12 protein-coding genes are annotated in these 17,423 nt (G+C 75.2%); 4 read left to right on the top strand and 8 right to left on the bottom strand.

Annotation, left to right across the window (positions count from 1 at the left end; genetic code table 11):
- Positions 1-85 precede the first annotated feature (85 nt).
- A complete protein-coding gene (locus tag AC0666_RS10655) occupies positions 86-1,855 on the top strand; it encodes a GNAT family N-acetyltransferase (protein WP_468963637.1) in 1,770 nt (589 codons plus the stop codon).
- A 33-nt stretch (positions 1,856-1,888) separates the two neighbouring features.
- On the opposite strand, the gene AC0666_RS10650 is transcribed toward AC0666_RS10655, so the two are convergent.
- The 3 genes from AC0666_RS10650 to AC0666_RS10640 all read right to left on the bottom strand — a co-directional run bounded on the left by AC0666_RS10650 (position 1,889) and on the right by AC0666_RS10640 (position 7,290).
- The gene (locus AC0666_RS10650; RefSeq protein WP_478707444.1) at positions 1,889-4,861 is read right to left on the bottom strand and encodes a trypsin-like peptidase domain-containing protein; all 2,973 of its coding nucleotides are present in this window, start codon (positions 4,859-4,861) and stop codon (positions 1,889-1,891) included.
- Positions 4,851-5,162, bottom strand: coding sequence for a trypco2 family protein (locus AC0666_RS10645; protein WP_356846039.1), 312 nt, complete (start codon positions 5,160-5,162; stop codon positions 4,851-4,853). The genes AC0666_RS10650 and AC0666_RS10645 overlap by 11 nt, the downstream gene beginning before the upstream one ends.
- Positions 5,163-5,253: 91 nt before the next feature.
- Positions 5,254-7,290, bottom strand: coding sequence for an AMP-binding protein (locus tag AC0666_RS10640; protein WP_478707443.1), 2,037 nt, complete (start codon positions 7,288-7,290; stop codon positions 5,254-5,256).
- Between the two features lie 98 nt (positions 7,291-7,388).
- Here AC0666_RS10640 and AC0666_RS10635 point away from each other — a divergent pair, with 98 nt between their 5' ends.
- The 3 genes from AC0666_RS10635 to AC0666_RS10625 all read left to right on the top strand — a co-directional run bounded on the left by AC0666_RS10635 (position 7,389) and on the right by AC0666_RS10625 (position 10,409).
- A complete protein-coding gene (locus AC0666_RS10635) occupies positions 7,389-9,305 on the top strand; it encodes an ABC transporter ATP-binding protein (RefSeq protein ID WP_468963633.1) in 1,917 nt (638 codons plus the stop codon).
- A 62-nt stretch (positions 9,306-9,367) separates the two neighbouring features.
- The gene (locus AC0666_RS10630; RefSeq protein WP_468579607.1) at positions 9,368-9,748 is read left to right on the top strand and encodes a VOC family protein; all 381 of its coding nucleotides are present in this window, start codon (positions 9,368-9,370) and stop codon (positions 9,746-9,748) included.
- Between the two features lie 106 nt (positions 9,749-9,854).
- A complete protein-coding gene (locus AC0666_RS10625; RefSeq protein ID WP_478707442.1) occupies positions 9,855-10,409 on the top strand; it encodes a gluconokinase in 555 nt (184 codons plus the stop codon).
- 3 nt (positions 10,410-10,412) lie between these two features.
- Here AC0666_RS10625 and AC0666_RS10620 read toward each other — a convergent pair whose 3' ends face one another.
- From AC0666_RS10620 to AC0666_RS10600, 5 genes are all read right to left on the bottom strand, one after another.
- Positions 10,413-10,661, bottom strand: coding sequence for a hypothetical protein (locus AC0666_RS10620; RefSeq protein WP_468963632.1), 249 nt, complete (start codon positions 10,659-10,661; stop codon positions 10,413-10,415).
- Positions 10,658-11,437, bottom strand: coding sequence for a serine/threonine-protein kinase (locus AC0666_RS10615; protein ID WP_468963631.1), 780 nt, complete (start codon positions 11,435-11,437; stop codon positions 10,658-10,660). Before AC0666_RS10615 ends, AC0666_RS10620 begins: the two co-directional genes overlap by 4 nt.
- Before the next feature lie 38 nt (positions 11,438-11,475).
- The gene (locus AC0666_RS10610) at positions 11,476-12,744 is read right to left on the bottom strand and encodes a cytochrome P450 (RefSeq protein ID WP_468963630.1); all 1,269 of its coding nucleotides are present in this window, start codon (positions 12,742-12,744) and stop codon (positions 11,476-11,478) included.
- 110 nt (positions 12,745-12,854) lie between these two features.
- Complete coding sequence (locus AC0666_RS10605; RefSeq protein WP_468963629.1) at positions 12,855-13,589, bottom strand: serine hydrolase domain-containing protein; 735 nt, start codon at positions 13,587-13,589, stop codon at positions 12,855-12,857.
- Positions 13,590-13,685: 96 nt separating this feature from the next.
- Positions 13,686-17,225 carry a S8 family serine peptidase gene (locus AC0666_RS10600; protein ID WP_478707441.1) on the bottom strand — a complete coding sequence of 1,180 codons (3,540 nt, stop codon included), beginning with the start codon at positions 17,223-17,225 and terminating at the stop codon, positions 13,686-13,688.
- Positions 17,226-17,423: the final 198 nt, after the last annotated feature.

The raw sequence follows: 17,423 nt of genomic DNA, 5'->3' as shown, positions 1-17,423 counted from the left end.
GTGGTCGGGGTGGCCGAATCTATCGCACGGACTCCCCGCGGACCACGGGGAGTCCGCGGGTTGGCACAGGCACAGGGGGCGGAGCATGGCCGGGCTGAGGGCGGCGCGGGCCGGGGAGGCACATGAGCTCAGCGCGCTCGCGCTGCGCTCCAAGGCCCACTGGGGGTACGGGGCCGCGTTCCTGGCCGCGTGCGCGCCCGAGTTGGAGATCCAGGAGGGGGAGCTGGCGGCCCGCCGGATCGTGGTGGCGCAGGAGGGCGGGCCCGCAGGCGCGGTCCTCGGGCTCGCCTCCTTGGAAGGGTCGCCGCCGCGGGGGCGGCTGGGGCTGCTGTTCGTGGAGCCGGAGGCGATCGGGCGGGGCGTGGGGCGGCTGCTGTACCGGGACGCGCTGCGGCGGGCCGTGGAACTGGGCTTCGAGCGGCTGGTGATCGACGCCGATCCGCATGCCGCCGGGTTCTACCGGGCGATGGGGGCCGTGGCGCCCGCCGGGCGGTCCGGCCACGACGACGTGCCGCCGGGCCTGGTGCGCTTCGAGGTGACCCCCGTCCCGCTCGCCGGCTGGGCGCGGGCCTGGACCGGAGGCGGACCCGCGGTGCACGTGGGCAACGTCGCCGAGTACAACGCCCAGTTCGCAGACGCCTCCCTGGACCGCGGGCAGCGGGCCGCGCACCACTATGCCTGCCTGGCCGCCTTCTACAGCCCGCTCCCGGGGGCGCTGGTCCTGCCGCTGCCGGTGTCCCGGGGCTGGATCGGGCTGGTCTGCCGCCCGCTGGGCTGGGAGGGGGTGGAGGTGTACGACGGGCTCGCGGAGCAGGGGCCCGCCCTCTCGGATGCCGTACGGGCCCGCCCGGCGCTGGCCGCACTGCTGACCTCGGGCGGGCTGCCCCTCGTACCGTGGGGGCGGACCGCCGCGTTCGGGCGGCTGGCGGGGTGGCCGTGGCGGCCGCGGCAGCTGCGGTACGAGTCGAAGGCGGCGGCGCACGGCCTGTTCGCCCGGATCCTGGCGGACGGCGGGCATCCCGCGATCGTGCTCCCCGCCCAGTGGCGGGCCCGGAGCCGACGGGCCGCGGCCGGGATGCTGGCCGCCCGCGTCGAGGCGGGCCGGTGCACGGTGCTGAAGTCCGAGCACGGGGTGGGCGGTTCGGGCACCGTGATCGCACCGCCCGGCCGGGTCCGGGCCGCCGGCGGGGCCCGGGCCTTCCTGCGCGGACTGCCGCGGGGGCCGCTGCTCGTGGAGGAGTACGTGTCCGGCCCGGCGGAGCCCGGTGCCGTACGCGACCTGACCTACGACGGCTTCGTCGACGCGGCGGGCGGGGTGCACGAGGTCGGCGGCGCGGTGATGGACGTCGAGGGCTCCGGCTACCGCGGAGCGACGGTCGGGCCCGGCGTGGTGCCGGCCGGGGCGCTGGAGCCGCTCCTCGGGTTCGGCGGCGCGGTGGGCCGGGAGCTGGCCGCGGCCGGCTACCGGGGCTGGTTCGACGTGGACTTCGTCGCCGACGGCGACGGACGCCTGGCGCCGACCGAAGCGAACCTGCGCCTGACCGGGCCGTCCATCGCCTTCATGGTGGCGGCCCGGCTGGACGCGCTGCGGGGTGCGGGACACCTCGTACGGATCGTCGACCGGGTGGAGTTGGGTGCCCGGCTGCCCGATGCCCCGCTGGAGGAACTGTGCCGGGAGTGGGCGCGGGCCTGTGCCGGACTGGGGGCCGTGTTCGTGCCGGCGATCACGACCGGGGCTTTCGACCCCCAACCCTGGCTGGGAGTCCTGCTGGCCGCGCACAGCGCCGGGACCCTGGATGCGGCGGAGGCCCTGATCCGTTCCCGGGCCCTGGAGCCGGGTGCGCCGTTCCGGTGAAACCCCGCCGCCGGAGTGTGCGGCGGGGCGCCCTCAGGCGTCCTCGCGCAGGTGCTGCGCCTGCGCGGTGAGCCAGGCCGGGGGGACCATCTCCGCGTTGCGGCCGGCGCCCTCCGCGGCCCGGTCCAGGGCGTCGGCGGCCGCGCGCGGGGCGGGCACCGCACGGGCCCGGGCCGCTTCGACGAGCGCCTGCGCCGCCGCGGCCTCGGCGGCCCCGGCGCGCTCCAGGGAGGCGGCCGCGCGCTCGGCCATCTCGGCCGCCTGCCCGTACCGGCCCAGCGTCCACTGGGCCCAGGCGATGTTGTAGAGGCACACGCCCTCGGTCCGCGGGTTCTCCATGGCCGAAGCCGCGCGCAGCGCCTCCTCCAGCGGGGCCAGGGCCTCCTCGGGCCGGCCCAGGGCGAGGAGGGCCACGCCCTGGGCGTTCAGCGCGTAGTCCGTCGCCTCCTGGACACCTGCGGCCGCGTAGGCGCGTACGGCCCGGTCGCCCGCCGCGATGGTCTCCTCCCAGCGCCCCAGGGACAGCAGGGCCGTGAACCGGGCGTTCCAGGAGCGGGCCTCGGTGAGCCGGTCCCCCGAGGCCGCGGCGAGTTCGCTCAGCCGGTCGGCGCCCGCCAGGGCCGCTTCGCCGTCGCCGAGGGTGCTGTGGGCGAGGCTGAGGCTGAGGACGGCGTGGGCCTCGGCTTCGGCGTCGCCGTTCTCCCGGGCCAGCTCGCCGGCCCGGGCCAGCGGGCCCGTGGCGTCCTGGAGGCGGCCCAGCTGCCGGTGCGCGTCGCCGAGGCCGAACACGGCCTCCTGGAGCGCCGGGCGGTCTTCGAGGCGCTCGGCCACCTCGGCGGCCTCCGTGAAGAGTTCGAGCGCGTGCGGCAGCGGGCCGCCGCTCAACCGGGCGTGGCCGAAGCTGATGAGATGGGCGAGACGTGCCCGGTCGTCGGTCACTTGTTCCTCCAGCGTCAGGTGCATCGAGATCGCCGCGAGCACGGAGCCATGCCAGACCATCCATTCCCCGATGGCGGCGAGGACCAGCGCGGCACCGTCCATGTCCCCGGCCCGCACCCGGTGGTCGAATGCGCGCCGGTGCGCCTGTACGTCGTCCAGCGTGCGCCAGTCCCGGCGCGGCGGGGCGATCCGCACGTACCAGTCGGCCGCCCGCAGTTCCAACGCCCGCCGCCCCAGCGGTCCTTCGGCGGGAAGGGCGCCGTAGGCGAGGTCGGCGTCCATCGGGTGCAGCGCATACGTGCGGGTTCCCCGGTCCACGGACAGCATGCGCATCCTCAGCAGCCCGGACAGGGCGGCCGTGACGTCGAGGGCGGGATCGAGGCCGCCGGCGATCCACTCGACCGCCTCCCGCGTCGCGGGGGTGCGCAGCACCGCGAGGACGTTCAGCACGCTGCGGCTGTCGGCGCCGAGGCGCCGGTAGCGGTCCTCGGCGAGGCCGGCGACCACGTCGCCGCGCAGGGTGAAGTCCTCCAGCACGTCCTCCAGGGTCGGCAGCATCAGCGTGTCGTCGGCCATGGCGCCCACCAGCAGCTCCAGCGCGCGGGGGACCCCGTGGACACGGACCGCCGCCTGCAGCAGCTGCTCGTCCGACAGCTGCGCCACTCCGAGGCTGCCGTCCTGGTCGAGTTCGCGCAGCAGCGCGACGGATTCGGCGGGCGGCAGTCCGTCGGACAGCTCGACCTCGGCGGCGAACCGGCGCAGCTCGGGCGGGAGCCGCAGCGGCAGCTGCGAGGTGATCAGCAGCCGCGGCGTGGCCCGTGCCCGGAAGAGGCAGTCGAAGAAGGCGTCGAGCTCCTCGTCGTCGAGCCGGCCGTCGTCCAGGAGCCGGTCCTCCAGGTTGTCGACCAGGATGACGAAGAGCCGGTCCCCCATCGCGGCGAACAGTTCGCCGATCTTGTCCGGGACGGGGCGGTCGGCGGCCCAGACCTCCAGGAGGCGGGCTTCGTGTGCGGGGCCCAGGGCGCGGGCGCAGTCGAAGTAGAGGCGTTCGAGGGAGACCCCGGAGGTGCGGGTACTCAGGTTGATGAGGCCCGCCGGAAGCGGCCCCTGCGCGTGGCCCGGCCACTCACCGCGTTCCAACGTCTCCATGACCTTGGCGGCGACGGCGCTCTTGCCGATGCCGCGGCGTCCCGTGACGGTCACCATGCGGATGGCCGAGTCGGCGAGGTGGCGGCCGATCAGGTCCCGCGCCTCGGTGCGGTCCTTGAACAGCTCCAGCCCGTGGGCGACCGGCAGCCCGATGACCTTCGAGGTGGCCTGCGGGGTCGGTGTGTCCTGGCCGGGCGGCTCGGCGCCGACGTCCGGCAGCGCCGCCGGATCGGGGATCGCCAACAGCGCCGCCAGCTCCGCCCGGCGGGCTTCGGCGACCCCGTGCAGCGTGTGGTCGACACGGACCGCCGTCAGCCGGCCCAGCCCTTCTCCACGGTGGTGTTCGGCGACGACCCCGACGAGGTACGGCCCGGCCCATACGGCGGCCCCGGACATGCCGGACCACGGTGACACGGCGGGATCGGGGTCGGCCGCGGCCACCGGCACCGTGATCTCCAGGGTGCCGGTACGCAGGTTGGAGAGGGCGGCAACGGTCCCGTCGGCCTGGTGCAGTTCCCGGAACTGCCTGCCGTCGGAACCGCGCCGGCGCTTCCACAGGGGAAAACCCGCCGCGTGGACGTCGATGACGGCATGGCGGTCGTCGCCGATGCGGCCGAACCGCGCGGGCGGAACGGGCCCCGCGCCCGCCGGGGGTGTGAAGGTCAGCACCGCCACGTCGGTGGCCGGATCCGACCAGGCGAGCTCCGCCCCGGCCGCCCACTGGCCCGGCCGGTCGGCGTCGAACCGCACCCGCACCGCCGCGGCCCCCGCCACCACGTGGAAGGCGGTCAGCACCGCCGTGTCACCCACCCGGTACCCCGAGCCGCGCCGCCCGCCTCCGGCGGAGGTGGTGACGATGACCTCGGCGATGCGGTGCGGGTCCAGTCCGCCGCTCCAGGCGGGCGCCTCAATCCTCACCGAGCAGCTCGTCCCCGGAGATCAGGGCCATCTGCTCCGGCGCGTCCGCCCGTACGGGCTGGAGCGTCAGCGTGAGCTTCTGGGTGACCGTGGCCGAGCGCTTGGCCGAGGCTCCGGCGTCGAACACCCAGAACCTCACCTTCACGCCCGGTTCGCGGGTCCGCTCCACTCCCACGGTCAGTTCCAGTTCCACGCGCTCCGCCTTGAACTTCAGGTCGGAGTCCTCGCCGTCGGACATGGCCCGGCTCAGCTCCCGGCGCAGTTGCGTGATCATGTCCGCCAACTCGACCGCATCGTTCACAGGAAAGGCCCCCCAGACCGGATCCGCACGTCAACTACGCACGATAGTAGGCAACATCATCGCGCATCATCGCGCACGGGCGGACCCGGGTTCAGGGGGTTTCCCCGTCGTCGGAGGGCGGGGCGGGCTCGCGGCTCAGGAAGTGGGCCACGATGGCCGCCGCGATCATCAGCGGGATGTTGAAGGCGTAGACCAGGGCCGCCTGGAGCGGCCAGTCCCGTTTTCCGGCGAGGCGGTAGAAGTTGTCCTGGGGCCACCAGGCGACCAGCAGGTAGACCACCGCCAGGTGTGCGGCCGTGGTCAGGGCCCGGCCACGGCCCTGGCGCAGCATCGCCGCCCGGCCCGCGAAGAGGAAGACCACCCCGACGGTGAAGGCGGCGCCCTCGAAGAGGTAGAGGACGAAGAAGAGGAAGGCCCAGAAGCCGGGCACCCCGGCCAGGTCGGTCGCCCCGGGCCACAGGGCCCGGGTCAGCAGGTAGAGCACGAACCCGGCGACGCCTGGCCCGAGGGCCCCGCAGCCCACGGTGCAGGAGGTGGGGAGCTGCGCACCGCGTGCGGCCGTGTACTTGCCTCCGTACTTGCCTCCGCTCCGGGCGGCTCCGCCGGCCGGCTCGCCCTGCCGGGGCTGCGCCAGGGCGGCCCGGTCCTCGCGGCCCGCGCGGGTGCGGGGCAGGGCCCGGAGCGGGAACACCGCGTCCGGGGTCTGCGCCGGGAGCACCTTGCCGGCCAGGTGGTCGCGCAACGTTTCGATGTCCGGCAGGTCGGCGGCCGGGGGCCGGGCTTGCGCGCCGGCCGGCGGGGCGAGGTGGGCGACCAGCCGCCGCCCGCCGGGCCCGGTCTCCGTCTCGGCCACGAGCGCGGCGCCGACGGCCCGGTGGCCCCGGATGGCGGCTTCGACCGGGTGCGGGTCCAGTTCGCGGCCGCCGGTGGTGATCCGGTCCTGGACCCGGCCCGTGAACTCCAGCAGCCCGTCGGGGCGCAGCCGCCCGAGGTCGCCGGTGGGGATCGGGTCGCCCCCGTCGGGCGGGGTCAAGTGGATCTCGGCGCCGCGCAGTTCGACCCGGCAGCCGGGGAAGGCGGTTCCGATCAGGCAGAGTTCCGCGGGGTCGTCCAGGGGGCGGGGCAGCTGGGACAGTTCGAAGCCGGTTCCGGTGCCGGCGGTTTCCGCGAGCGCGTAGACGTTCACGACGCGGGCGCCGGTGCGCAGGCTGCCGTGCAGGGCGTCCTGTTCGTCGAGGAAGAGGCGGTCCCCGGTGACGGTGACCAGCCGCAGCGAGCGCAGGGCCGGGTCCGGGTCCGGCCGGCCGCGCACCCCGGGCGCCTGCTGCCCGCGCAGCAGCAGCCGGGCCGCTCCGGCCGGGTCGGTGTGCAGGACGTCCACCTGCTCCGCCTCGACGGCCCGGCGTATCTCCTCGGGCTTCCAGGGCGAGCGGCCGGGAAGGACCAGGGCCCCGCCCGAGCACAGGGCGCGGGTCCATCCGGCGGCGAAGGCGGCGAGATCCGCTCCAGGGGTGATCAGGTGCCGGTCCTCGGGGGTCAGCCTGCCCAGCTCGGCCCAGCTCTCGTACGCGGCGAGCAGCCGGGCGTGGCCGACGGGGACCGGGCGGGCGGACACGGCGCTCGTTAAGAGGACGGCCGCCGGGCCGGCGGGCGCGGTGCGCGGCGGCGGCCCGGTGGGCCGGTCGGCGATCGCGGCCGCTTCCGTGTCGAGGCGGAGCACCCGCAGGTCCCCTCCGGTGTCGAGGCCGGCGTGGTGGGCGGTGTCGGTGAGCAGCGCACGGGGCGTGAGGGCGGCGAGCTGCTGCTGCCCCGTGCGCGGGTGTTCCACGTCGATGACCGCGTAGCTCCCCCCGGCCTTGAGGACGGCGAGGAGGGCGGTGACGAGCTCGGCCTGCCGGGCGGTGCCGATGGCCAGGAGGCCGCCCTGCGGTAGACCCGCGGCGAGCAGGTGGTGCGCCAACCGGTCGGCTCGGGCGTCGAGTTGTCCGTAGGTGAGGCTGTCCGGTCCGGCGATGACGGCCCGCGCCCGAGGGGCCCTGCGGACCCACTGCTCGAAGCGGCGCAAGGCGGTGTCGACGGCCGGCCGGTGGAGGTGGTCGGAGTCGTCGGGCTCTGCTCCCTGCGTCATCCGCCGATGATGGCACCCCCCGCTGACATCCGGACCGGGACCACTCACCTCAACCGGCCATTGACCTCAACCACGGTCGAGGTCCTAGCGTTCGGACCATGGACATGGAAGTCACCGCTTGGACATCGCTGCACAGCGCGATCAACGCCCAGCAGGACCGGCGGCCCGTCTCGCGGGCGAGCCTGCGCCGGGTCGCCGCCTTCGCCCGCCCGCACCGCCGCGGGCTGACGCTGTTCCTCCTGCTGAGCGTGGTGACCGCGCTGCTCGCGGTGGCCACGCCGGTCCTCGCGAGCCGGGTCGTCACCGCGATCGTGGACGGCCGGGACAGCTCCGTGGTCACCCGGCTCGCCCTGCTCATCGCATTGATCGCGGTCGCGGAGGCCGGGCTGGGGCTGCTCACCCGCAAGCTCTCCGCCACCCTCGGCGAAGGGCTGATCCTGGACCTTCGGACCGCCGTCTTCGACCACGTCCAGCGGATGCCGGTCGCGTTCTTCACCCGCACCCGGACCGGCGCGCTGGTCAGCCGCCTGAACAACGACGTGATCGGCGCGCAGCGGGCGTTCAGCAACACGCTGTCCGGCGTCGTCGCCAACACGGTCACCCTGCTGCTGACCCTGGCGGTGATGCTCGGCATCTCCTGGCAGATCACCCTGCTGGCCCTCGTCCTGCTGCCGGTGTTCGTGCTGCCCGCCCGCCGGATGGGAGCGCGGATGGCCGCGATGCAGCGGGAGGCGTCCGCGCTCAACGCCTCGATGGGGACGCAGATGACGGAGCGCTTCTCCGCGCCCGGCGCCACCCTGGTCAAGCTCTTCGGGCGCCCGGCGGACGAGTCCGCCGAGTTCGCGGCCCGCGCCGCCCGCGTGCGCGACATCGGCATCCGTACGGCGATGGCCCAGTCGGCGTTCATCACCGCGCTCACCCTGGTGTCGGCCCTCGCCCTCGCGCTCGTCTACGGGCTGGGCGGGTACTACGCGCTGCGCGGGACCCTGGACGCCGGGAACGTCGTGGCCCTCGCGCTGCTGCTGACCCGGCTGTACGCGCCGCTGACGGCGCTCGCCGGCGCCCGGGTCGAGGTGATGAGCGCCCTGGTGAGCTTCGAGCGGGTCTTCGAGATCCTCGACCTCAAGCCGCTGATCGAGCAGCGGCCGGATGCCCGCCGGGTCCCGGACGGGCCGGTGGCCGTGGAGTTCGACCGGGTCTCCTTCGGCTACCCCTCCCCCGACAAGGTCTCGCTCGCCTCCCTGGAGGAGGTCGCGACCCTCGACGCGCGGGGCGGCACGCAGGTGCTGCACGAGGTGTCGTTCCGCGCCGAACCGGGCCAGATGATCGCGCTGGTCGGCTCTTCGGGCGCCGGCAAATCGACCATCGCGCAGCTGCTGCCGCGGCTGTACGACGCCGACGCGGGCGCGGTCCGGCTGGGCGGGATCGACGTACGGGAGCTCACGGCCGACTCGATCCGCGAGACGCTCGGCATGGTCACCCAGGACGGGCACCTGTTCCACGAGTCGGTACGGGCCAACCTGCTGCTGGCGCGGCCCGGGGCGACGGAGGAGGAGCTCTGGGAGGCGCTGCGCCGGGCCCGGCTGGACGGGCTGGTCGCCTCGCTCCCCGACGGGCTGGACACCGTCGTCGGCGAACGCGGCTACCGCCTGTCGGGCGGCGAGCGGCAGCGGCTGACCATCGCCCGGCTGCTGCTGGCCCGGCAGCGGGTGGTGATCCTGGACGAGGCCACCGCGCACCTGGACTCCACCTCGGAGGCGGCGGTGCAGGAGGCTTTGGGCGAGGCCCTGGCGGGGCGCACCGCGGTGGTGATCGCGCACCGGCTGTCGACCGTGCAGGCGGCCGATCTGATCCTGGTGGTCGAGGACGGGCGGATCGTGGAACGCGGGACGCACCCCGAGCTGCTGGCCGCGGGCGGGCGCTACGAGGAGCTGTACCGGACCCAGTTCGCGGCGGCCGAGGAGGCGGCGGCCGATGCCGCGCCGGGCGGCGCGGTTCCCGCTGCGGGCGCATGATGCCGACGGGCCCGCGCGCCGGGCACCCGCCGACCGTGGAGCAGCCGACCGTGGAGCAGCCGATGGACATCAAACTGGAACTGGTCACCGTCCCCGTCACCGATGTCGACCGGGCCAAGGCCTTCTACGAGCGGGTCGGCTTCCACGCCGATCACGACGTCACCGTCAGCGAGGACCTCCGCTTCGTGCAGCTGACCCCGCCGGGGTCCGCCTGCTCGATCGCGCTGGGCATGGGCCTCACCCGGATGGCCCCGGGCTCGCTGGACAACCTCCAGGTCGTCGTCGCCGACATCGAGGAGGCCCATGCGGACCTGCGGGGCCGGGGCATCGAGGTGAGTGGCATCCAGGACATGCCCTGGGGCTCGTTCGTGTACTTCGCCGACCCGGACGGCAACCGCTGGTCGGTCCAGCAGACGACGCCCCGCACGGCGGCCGGGGCCTGAGCGGCAGGTCGGCCTCCGCACGGTTGACCCCGCACCGGTTGCCCCCGCACCGGTTGACCTCCGCACCGTTGACCTCCAAGCGGGGTGAACGTCGACAATCAGCGCCATGGACGACGACACCCCGCCCGGCCCCGTGCACCCGGTCGCCGTGGCGGTGACGGTGGTGATGGGGGTGTCCGGCACCGGGAAGACGACCGTGGGACGCCTGCTCGCGGAGGCGCTCGGCGTCCCCTACGCGGAGGGCGACACCTTCCATCCGGCGGCCAACGTCGCCAAGATGTCGGCCGGGATCCCCCTGGAGGACGCCGACCGGTGGCCGTGGCTGGACGCCATCGGCGACTGGATCCGGGCGCGGCGGGGTTCCGGGGGTGCGGTCGTGGCCTGTTCGGCGCTGCGGCGTGCCTACCGGGACCGGTTGCGCGCCGCCGCGCCCGGCGCGGTCTTCGTCCACCTGCACGGCGAACGCCCGCTGATCGAGCGGCGCATGGCCGGGCGGACGGGTCACTTCATGCCCCTCGCGCTGCTGGATTCGCAGTTCGCCGCGCTGGAACCGCTCCAGGAGGACGAACCCGGGGTCGTCGTCGACGTCACCGGATCACCGCAGCAGATCACCGCACGGGCCCTGGCCGCGCTGGCCGAGCTGCCCGCCGAGAGGGAGTGACGGTCAAGGCCTCCGCCGGCGGCCCGCTTCCAGCTGGGCCGCCGCCAGGGCGAAGCCGTCCGCCGCGGTGGTGCAGCGGTCGGCGAGGGCGGTGACCTCGGCCCGGAGGGCGTCGCCCTGCGGGCCTTGGCCTCCCAGCTCCTCGACGGCCGCGCGCAGCCGCTCCGCATGGGCGCGCAGGACGGCGCTGTGGGTGCGCAGGCCGAGGGACGGGTCCGGCGGCCGCGGACGCAGCCGGGGCGCGGGGCTCACCGGTTCCGCCACGGCTGGACGAGGAGGATGCCGCCGGTGCCGATGAGGCCCATGGTGTGGACGCATCCGGCGTGCCCGGCGCTGCGGGCGGGGATCGTGCGCCCGCCGGTGCTGCGGTCGCGGTCGAAGAGGGCGCGCAGGGCGGCGCCGAGGCCGAGGAGCGGCTCCGCGGCCATGGCACGGCCGGTTGCCACCTGCCAGCCGGCATGGTCGTTGAAGGGGTTCGTGTCCGTCAACGCGTTCCAGGCCAGCAGGTCGGCGAAGGAGGAGGCCAGCAGCGCGAAGGCGCGCTCGGCTCCCCGCTCCCGCAGGACCTTGCGGAACAGGCGGACCGCCGCGGCCTGTCCGTCCTGCTCGACCGCCCGGAGGATGGCCGCCGCCTCGGGGTCGTCCAGCAGTTCGGGGCGGTCCACGCGCGCTGCCCGGATCCGTGCCTTCAGCCCGCAGACGGCGAGGCTGACGGCCAGGTTCTCGCGGCCCGTGAGCACCCCCGCGAGCCAGCCCGCCCGTGCGACACCGCGGCCGCGGGGGGCCCAGCCCAGGCCGGAGGGATCGGTGAGGAGGCGCAGCAGGGTGCGCCAGGCGGGTCGGCGGCCGGGAGGTCGGCTCCGGCCGTGGCGGCCCGGATGGGCCCGCAGGCCGGGCCCGAGGGCCAGCCGCGAAGCGTAGAGGGCGGCTTCACCGACGGCGTCGGCGGCCTCGGCGAGTTCGCGGCACAAGGCGTCCAGCAGTTCGACGTCCGGGTCGGTGGACGGGGAGGTCGCGGCGTCGGACATGGAATCCTCGCGGGGCGGTAGTCGGGACGGGAGCCGCGTCAGCGGCGGGTGAGGGTGAGCCGGATCCCGCGCGGGTCCAGTGCCGTCGGCAGTGGTCCCGGCGGGTCCAGCACCGGCCGTACGGCGGAGATGCGCGTGCGGCGCAGGATCTCGGCGCAGAGAGCGGTGGTGACGAGCAGCCCGAGCCGGTCACCGGGGCAGCGGCCGGGGCCGTGGCCGAAGGGGGACATCCGGATGTCCCGGTCGGCGCCCGGACTCTTCCACCGGCCGGGTACGAAGACGTGCGCGGCGGGCACGTGTTCGGGATCGCGCTGGTGGAAGTGGGCGGGCAGCAGCACCGCGGTGCCCGCCGGGTGGCGCACGCCCCGCCACTCGGTCTCCGTGCGGGTGACCCGGATCAGGTCGGGCACCGCCGGATACAGGCGCAGGGTCTCCTGGACGCAGGCGCGCAGCCTGGGCCGTTCGCCCGGGGCGCCGCCCGCGGCGGCCTCGGCCGCCGCGGCGTCCTGCTCCGCGGGGTGGCTGCCGAGCAGGAGCAGGGTGCGCAGCACGGTCGCGGGGATGGTGTCCACGGCCCGCAGCCACGGGCGGACCGCAGCCTCCGCGGCGCCCGCAGCGTCCGCAGCGGACCGGCCGACCGCACCGGCGGGACCGAGAGCACCGCCGGCGGGGCCGGCCGGACCGGCGGCGCCCACCGCGGCGAGCCGCCGGGTGGCCCGGGCCGGCAGGGCGTGCGCGTCGGCCAGCGCAGCCCGTGCCCGGTCCCTCCGCCGCAGCGGGCCGGGCCGGGCGAGGAACTCCTCGGCGCCCCCGGCCCCGTCACCGAGCACGATGCGGCGGGCGGTGCGGGCGACCGCATCCCGTACCCGTCCGAGGTCCAGGACTGCACCGGCGGTCAGCTGCCGGGCCTCCTGTGTGAGGACGGCGTGGAGGGTTCCGCACGCGGGCGGGACCGGGCCGCCGACCGCCCCGGCGGGTTCGGCGTAGAACTGCCGCAGTTCCTGCGGGTCGAGGAGGACGAGCACGTTCCCGGTCAGCCCGCGGACGAGGACGGGGGCTCCGCCGTGGCGGGCGCGCAGCGAGCGCAGCGTGTCGGGGGAGAAGACCGGCCGGGGGCCGGCGAAGCCGCGGCCGAGGAGCGGAAGGGCGCGGCCGGCGACGAACCGTACGGTCTCGGCGCACCCGGCCCGCGCCGCCCCCGCCGCGCGGGGACCGGCCGTGACGGCGGGCCCCGCCCTGGACGGGTCGCGGCCGTGCCCGCCGGGGCGTCTGAGTACGCCGAGGGCGGCCTCGTGAAGCGTGCGCATCCGTATCCCTCCGCGCAGCCGGGACCAACGGTCGGTGACTTCCAGCTCACCGTACGTCGGCCCCGGGGCGAGCGCCCTGCGGGAACGGCCCAACCGGGTCGGGCACCCGTTCAGCGAGTGGCAGGGCGGGCGAAGGCCGCCTCGCGGAAGGCGGCGCGCAGGGGCCCCGGGGGGCGGGTCGGCAGCAGGAGCGCCCAGCGGCGGAGGCGGGGTGAGACCCATACGCAGGAGGAGTCGCCGTGGTACCAGACGCCCTGCGGGGCGGGGTGCCACAGGAGGCCGCGGGCGGGCGTGAGTTCGCCGGTGCGGATCCGGAGGGACTCGGTGGTCCAGGCGCGGGTGACCGGGTGGTCGGCCGGGGAGAGGAGGTGGCTCAGGAAGCGCACGAGGTCGGCGAGGGGTGCGTGCAGGGCGGCGCCGGCGAAGCGCGTGCCGGTCATGCCGAGGGGGTGCCAGATCCGGGTGGCGGCGAGTTCGGCGAGGGGGGTGCCGCCGAGGTGTTCGGCGAGGCGGGTGAGGGCGGCGGTGTGGTCCGGGGGGCCGCCGGTACGGGTGAGCAGGTGGTGGGCGGTGGTGGCGCCGACGGCCCCGTGGCCGGCTTCGGCCCCGTAGGCGGTGAGCGGGGTGTGCAGCCGCAGGGTCTTCTCGGCGACGAGGCTGCCGATCACGGGCCACAGCGCGAGGACCGCGGTCAGCGCGCCGACGTCGAAGGGAGTTGCCTCGTCCGCATGGTTCGCCGACCCGGCCTGGATCCCCTCCGGGCCCCCGACCGCCCATACGGCGCCGGGGTCCGCGGACCGCAGTACGGTCCCGATCCGGTCGGCCGCGCCGCTCTCAAGCGTCATGGTCCCCGACGCTAACCGCCCCGTGCCGCCCGCCGGGACCACCCCGCCGCGCGCCGGGACCGGGGCCACTCGAATGCCCCGGCCCCGACGCTGCGGTCAGGAGGTCCGGTCAGGGCGGTCGGTCACCCGGAGGCTGTTCAGCAGGGGTTTGCCGTAGCCGGTGTGCGTCACGAAGCGGAGGTCGAGGACCCCGTCCGTGACCGTGACCGTGTAGGTGCGGGTCAACGCGGTGTACGTGCCCGCCTCATAGGCGATGTCCAGGGAGGGCAGGACCTGCGCACCCTCGGCCAGGACGTCGAAGACGCGCTTGTTCGGTTTGGTCGAGGACAGCTCGGCGAAGCCGAGTTCCACGGTGTACGTACCGTTCGGGACGTTGTCGAAGCGGTAGGCGTACATGCCCTCGCGGGCGTTGCGGAACAGCCGCTGGTCGTCCGTTCCCGCGATGGTGCGGCCGGTGGACTCCACCGAGGAGGTGCCCTGGTAGCCGTAGGAGCCGGCCGTGTACTTACGGTCCGCGGACCAGCCGTCGCCCAGGACGTCCGTGGACGGGGAGGCGGAGCCCGCGTCCAGGGCGACCTGGTAGCGGGGGACCACGATCTTGACCGGCACCGTGAGCACCGGTGACCGCCCGCTCGCCGAGGTGATCTTCAGGTCGGTGGTCAGGACCGTGCCGGGGGCCAGGCCCGCGGCGTCCGCGTTCAGGGTGAGCGCGCTCTTGCCGCCGGTGGGGAGGTTCCCCGTGCCGGGGGTGGCCGTCAGCCAGGCCGCGTCCTCGGACACCGTGAAGTCCGTGCCGAGGCCCGGGTTGGTGAGGTCGAGGGTGCGGGTGCGCTTCTGGCCCGCCGGGAGGACCACCTCCAGCGCGGCCTTGGACGCCGTGACCCTGCCCGTGCGCAGCGCCCGGTCGGCCACGGTGACGGCGGCCGGTGCGACGTCGACCGCCAGCTGCGCGGACTCGTACGCGGGGGCGGTCAGAGACACCGTGCGGGCCCCGGCCGGGCTCTGGACGACGTAGCCGCCGTCCGCCGCCGTGGTCGCCGTCACGGCGGTGTCGCCCGTGCCCACCGTGACCGTGGCGCCCGCGACGCCCTTGCCGTCGTTCGCGTCGAGCACCCGGCCCGCGACCACGCCGCTCTTGGTGGTGCGGAAGGAGACGGTCAGCCCGTCGCTGAGGACGGCGGTGTTGAAGGAGTAGGCGAAGGCCTCCGTGCCCGTCGCGTTCTCCACGCCGATCGTGGCCGAGGAGCCGCCCTTGATGCCGGTCCCGCCCGTCCCCTTGTAGGCGTACGTGACCGTGCCGTCCTCGCCGATCGCCGCCGTGAACGAGAACTTGTCCCCCTGCGCCGACCAGTGGGCCACCTCGCGCCACTCGATGACGTACTGCCGGTGCGGGGCGGTTCCGGTGACGGCGGTGAAGACGCCCGAGCCGCTGCCGGGCGCACCGACGACGAGGTCGTCCCAGAAGGGGTAGAGGGCCGCGTTCGGCGTGGCCGCGCTCGGGAGGGCGCCGTTGATGTCGCCGGTGTGGGCGCCGCCGAAGCTGACCGTGCCGTTCGTCCCGATCCAGGCCTGCCCGTACGTCTTTCCGTACAGCGGCAGCGGGAAGGGGAGGTCGACGCGTTCGGTGGTGTTGTCACCGGTCAGCGCGAGCTGCCGGTCCCCTGCCGGGTACGGGCGGCCGCCCGAGGCGGCGCAGGCGTAGCCGTACCCGTCGGTGCGCTCGGGCAGGGTGACGGCGACGGTGGCGTCGCCCGCGACGGCGAGCTGGGCGCTGCCGCCGGTGAGGCAGCGGGAGGAGTGGGCCGCCCGCACCTCGTACGTGCCGTGCGGCAGGGTGAGCTCGAAGCGTCCCTGCGCGTCGGCGGTCGCGGTCACCGGCGTGTCGGTGACGGTGACGGTGGCGCCCGCGGCGGGTCCGGCGGCGGAGGAGACGGTGCCGGTCACCTTTCCGGAGGGGGCCTGGGTGAGGGTGAAGTCGCCGGTGGCGGTGGCGTTCTCGCTCACCGTCGCCGTGGCCGTCTCCTGGCCGTAGCCGAATTTCGAGGCGGTCATCGTGTAGGCACCCACCGACAGGGAGGGGAAGCCGTAGCTGCCGTCCGCCGCGGTGGTCGTGGTGCGGGAGATCGGTCCGGTGGCGGTGACCTTGGCGCCGGCGACCGGGGCCCCGCCGGAGCGGACCGTGCCGCCCAGCGCGCCGACCGCGCCGCGCGGGGCGCCCGACACGGCGGCGAGTGCGTCGAGCTTGCCCTGGCCGAAGACGTTGTTGTCGGCGGCGTTGCCGCCGCACTGGCCGTTGTCGGTGTCCTGGGCGGTGCCGTTCAGCAGGGCCTCGGTCTGCGCGACGTCGCCTTCGAGGGCGGGCGCGGCCGACCACAGGAGCGCCACGGTGGCGGCGGTGTGCGGCGAGGCCATGGAGGTGCCGGAGAAGGCCTCGTATCCGCCGCCGGGAACGGAGGAGCGGACGTTCACGCCGGGTGCCGCGATGTTCGGCTTGACGATGCCGGCCGGGCCCGCGCCGCGGGAGGAGAAGGAGGCGATGGCGCCGTTGATGTCGAAGGCACCGGAGCTGTAGGAGTTCGCGTAGTCGCCGGGCGAGCCGCTGGTGGCGCAGCCGGGGCCGGCGTTCCCGTTGGAGAAGGCCGGGAAGATTCCGGCGGCGCGCCAGGTGTCGACGATCTGCTGGTACCAGTCGTCGTGGGTGGAGCTGCCCCAGGAGTTGTTGACGATGTGCGGGGCGAGGTCGGGGCGCGGGTTCTGCCCGTTCAGGTCGGTGGGGGCGACGATCCACTGGCCGGAGGCGAGGAGGGAGGCCTCGGAGCAGGAGTTGGTCTCGCAGCCCTTGGCGGCGATCCACCGGGCGCCGGGCGCGACGCCCGTCTTGTTGGCGCCGCCGTCGTCGCCGACCATCGTGCCCATGGTGTGGGTGCCGTGGTCGTTGTTGTCGCAGGGGGCCGCGCCGGGGCAGACGCCGGCCGGGTCGAACCAGTTGTGGTTGTGGTCGTAGGTCCCGTCGGCGTTCCTGCCGCGGTACTGGCGGTTCACCGCCGGGTGGGTGTAGTCGACCCCGCTGTCGATGTTGGCGACGACGATGCCCTCGCCGCGGACCCCGAACTGGTCCCACACCTGCGGGGCCTTGATCCGGTCGATGTTCCACTCGACGGCGTCGGCGCCGGCCTGCTCCCGCTTGCCCTCGGCGGGCTTGGGGAGTTCGACCTTGTCGTCGGCGTCGATCCGGGAGACTTCGGGGCGCTGGGCGAGGGTGCCGGCGAGCTTCTCGCTGCCGACGACGCGGACGGCGTTGACGATCCAGTACGAGGTGTACTCGGCGTTCGCCCCGTCCAGGGCCTTGATCAGCCCGGCCTGGCTGCGTGCGGCGTGGTCCTTCTTGGTCCGCAGGACCGTTTCGGCCTTGGCGGCGCGGGTCTGCTGCCGGGCCGCGGCGCCGAGGTCGGCCGCGCTGTCGAGGTAGACCCAGAAGACGGCTTTGGCGGAGCCGTCGAGCTGGGCGCGGAGTTTCGGCTCGATCTTGCGTTCGGCGGCGGTGGGAGCGGGGCCGGGCTCCGGCGCGGCCGCCGCGACACCGGCGCCGACCGGCAGCAGCAGGGCCGCGGCGAGGGCGGCGAGCGCCGCGCGCAAGGGCCGTAAGGAGCCTCGTGAGGAACGCGAGCGTCGTCGTCTGTTGCGTGGGGCCACGTGTGGTCTCCTCGTACGCCGGGTGCGGGTGTGTGCGGGATGTGCGGACAGGACGTGCGTGAGGTGCGCGGTCATGGTGAAGGAATCGCCATGGACACAACAAGGGGGCCAATTGAGCCGTGTTGCGCCGCCCCGGGGTGG

Source organism: Streptomyces sp. NPDC043680 (genome assembly GCF_056436685.1).
Note: the sequence above shows the minus strand (reverse complement) of the source record. Positions and strands in the feature narration are given on the sequence as shown.

Excerpts from the sequence above, each read along its gene's own strand:
- AC0666_RS10655 (WP_468963637.1), top strand. The coding sequence starts at position 86 with ATGGCCGGGCTGAGGGCGGCGCGGGCCGGGGAGGCACATGAGCTCAGC.
- AC0666_RS10640 (WP_478707443.1), bottom strand. The coding sequence starts at position 7,290 with ATGACGCAGGGAGCAGAGCCCGACGACTCCGACCACCTCCACCGGCCG.
- AC0666_RS10635 (WP_468963633.1), top strand. The coding sequence starts at position 7,389 with ATGGACATGGAAGTCACCGCTTGGACATCGCTGCACAGCGCGATCAAC.
- AC0666_RS10630 (WP_468579607.1), top strand. The coding sequence starts at position 9,368 with ATGGACATCAAACTGGAACTGGTCACCGTCCCCGTCACCGATGTCGAC.
- AC0666_RS10625 (WP_478707442.1), top strand. The coding sequence starts at position 9,855 with ATGGACGACGACACCCCGCCCGGCCCCGTGCACCCGGTCGCCGTGGCG.
- AC0666_RS10615 (WP_468963631.1), bottom strand. The coding sequence starts at position 11,437 with ATGTCCGACGCCGCGACCTCCCCGTCCACCGACCCGGACGTCGAACTG.
- AC0666_RS10610 (WP_468963630.1), bottom strand. The coding sequence starts at position 12,744 with ATGCGCACGCTTCACGAGGCCGCCCTCGGCGTACTCAGACGCCCCGGC.
- AC0666_RS10605 (WP_468963629.1), bottom strand. The coding sequence starts at position 13,589 with ATGACGCTTGAGAGCGGCGCGGCCGACCGGATCGGGACCGTACTGCGG.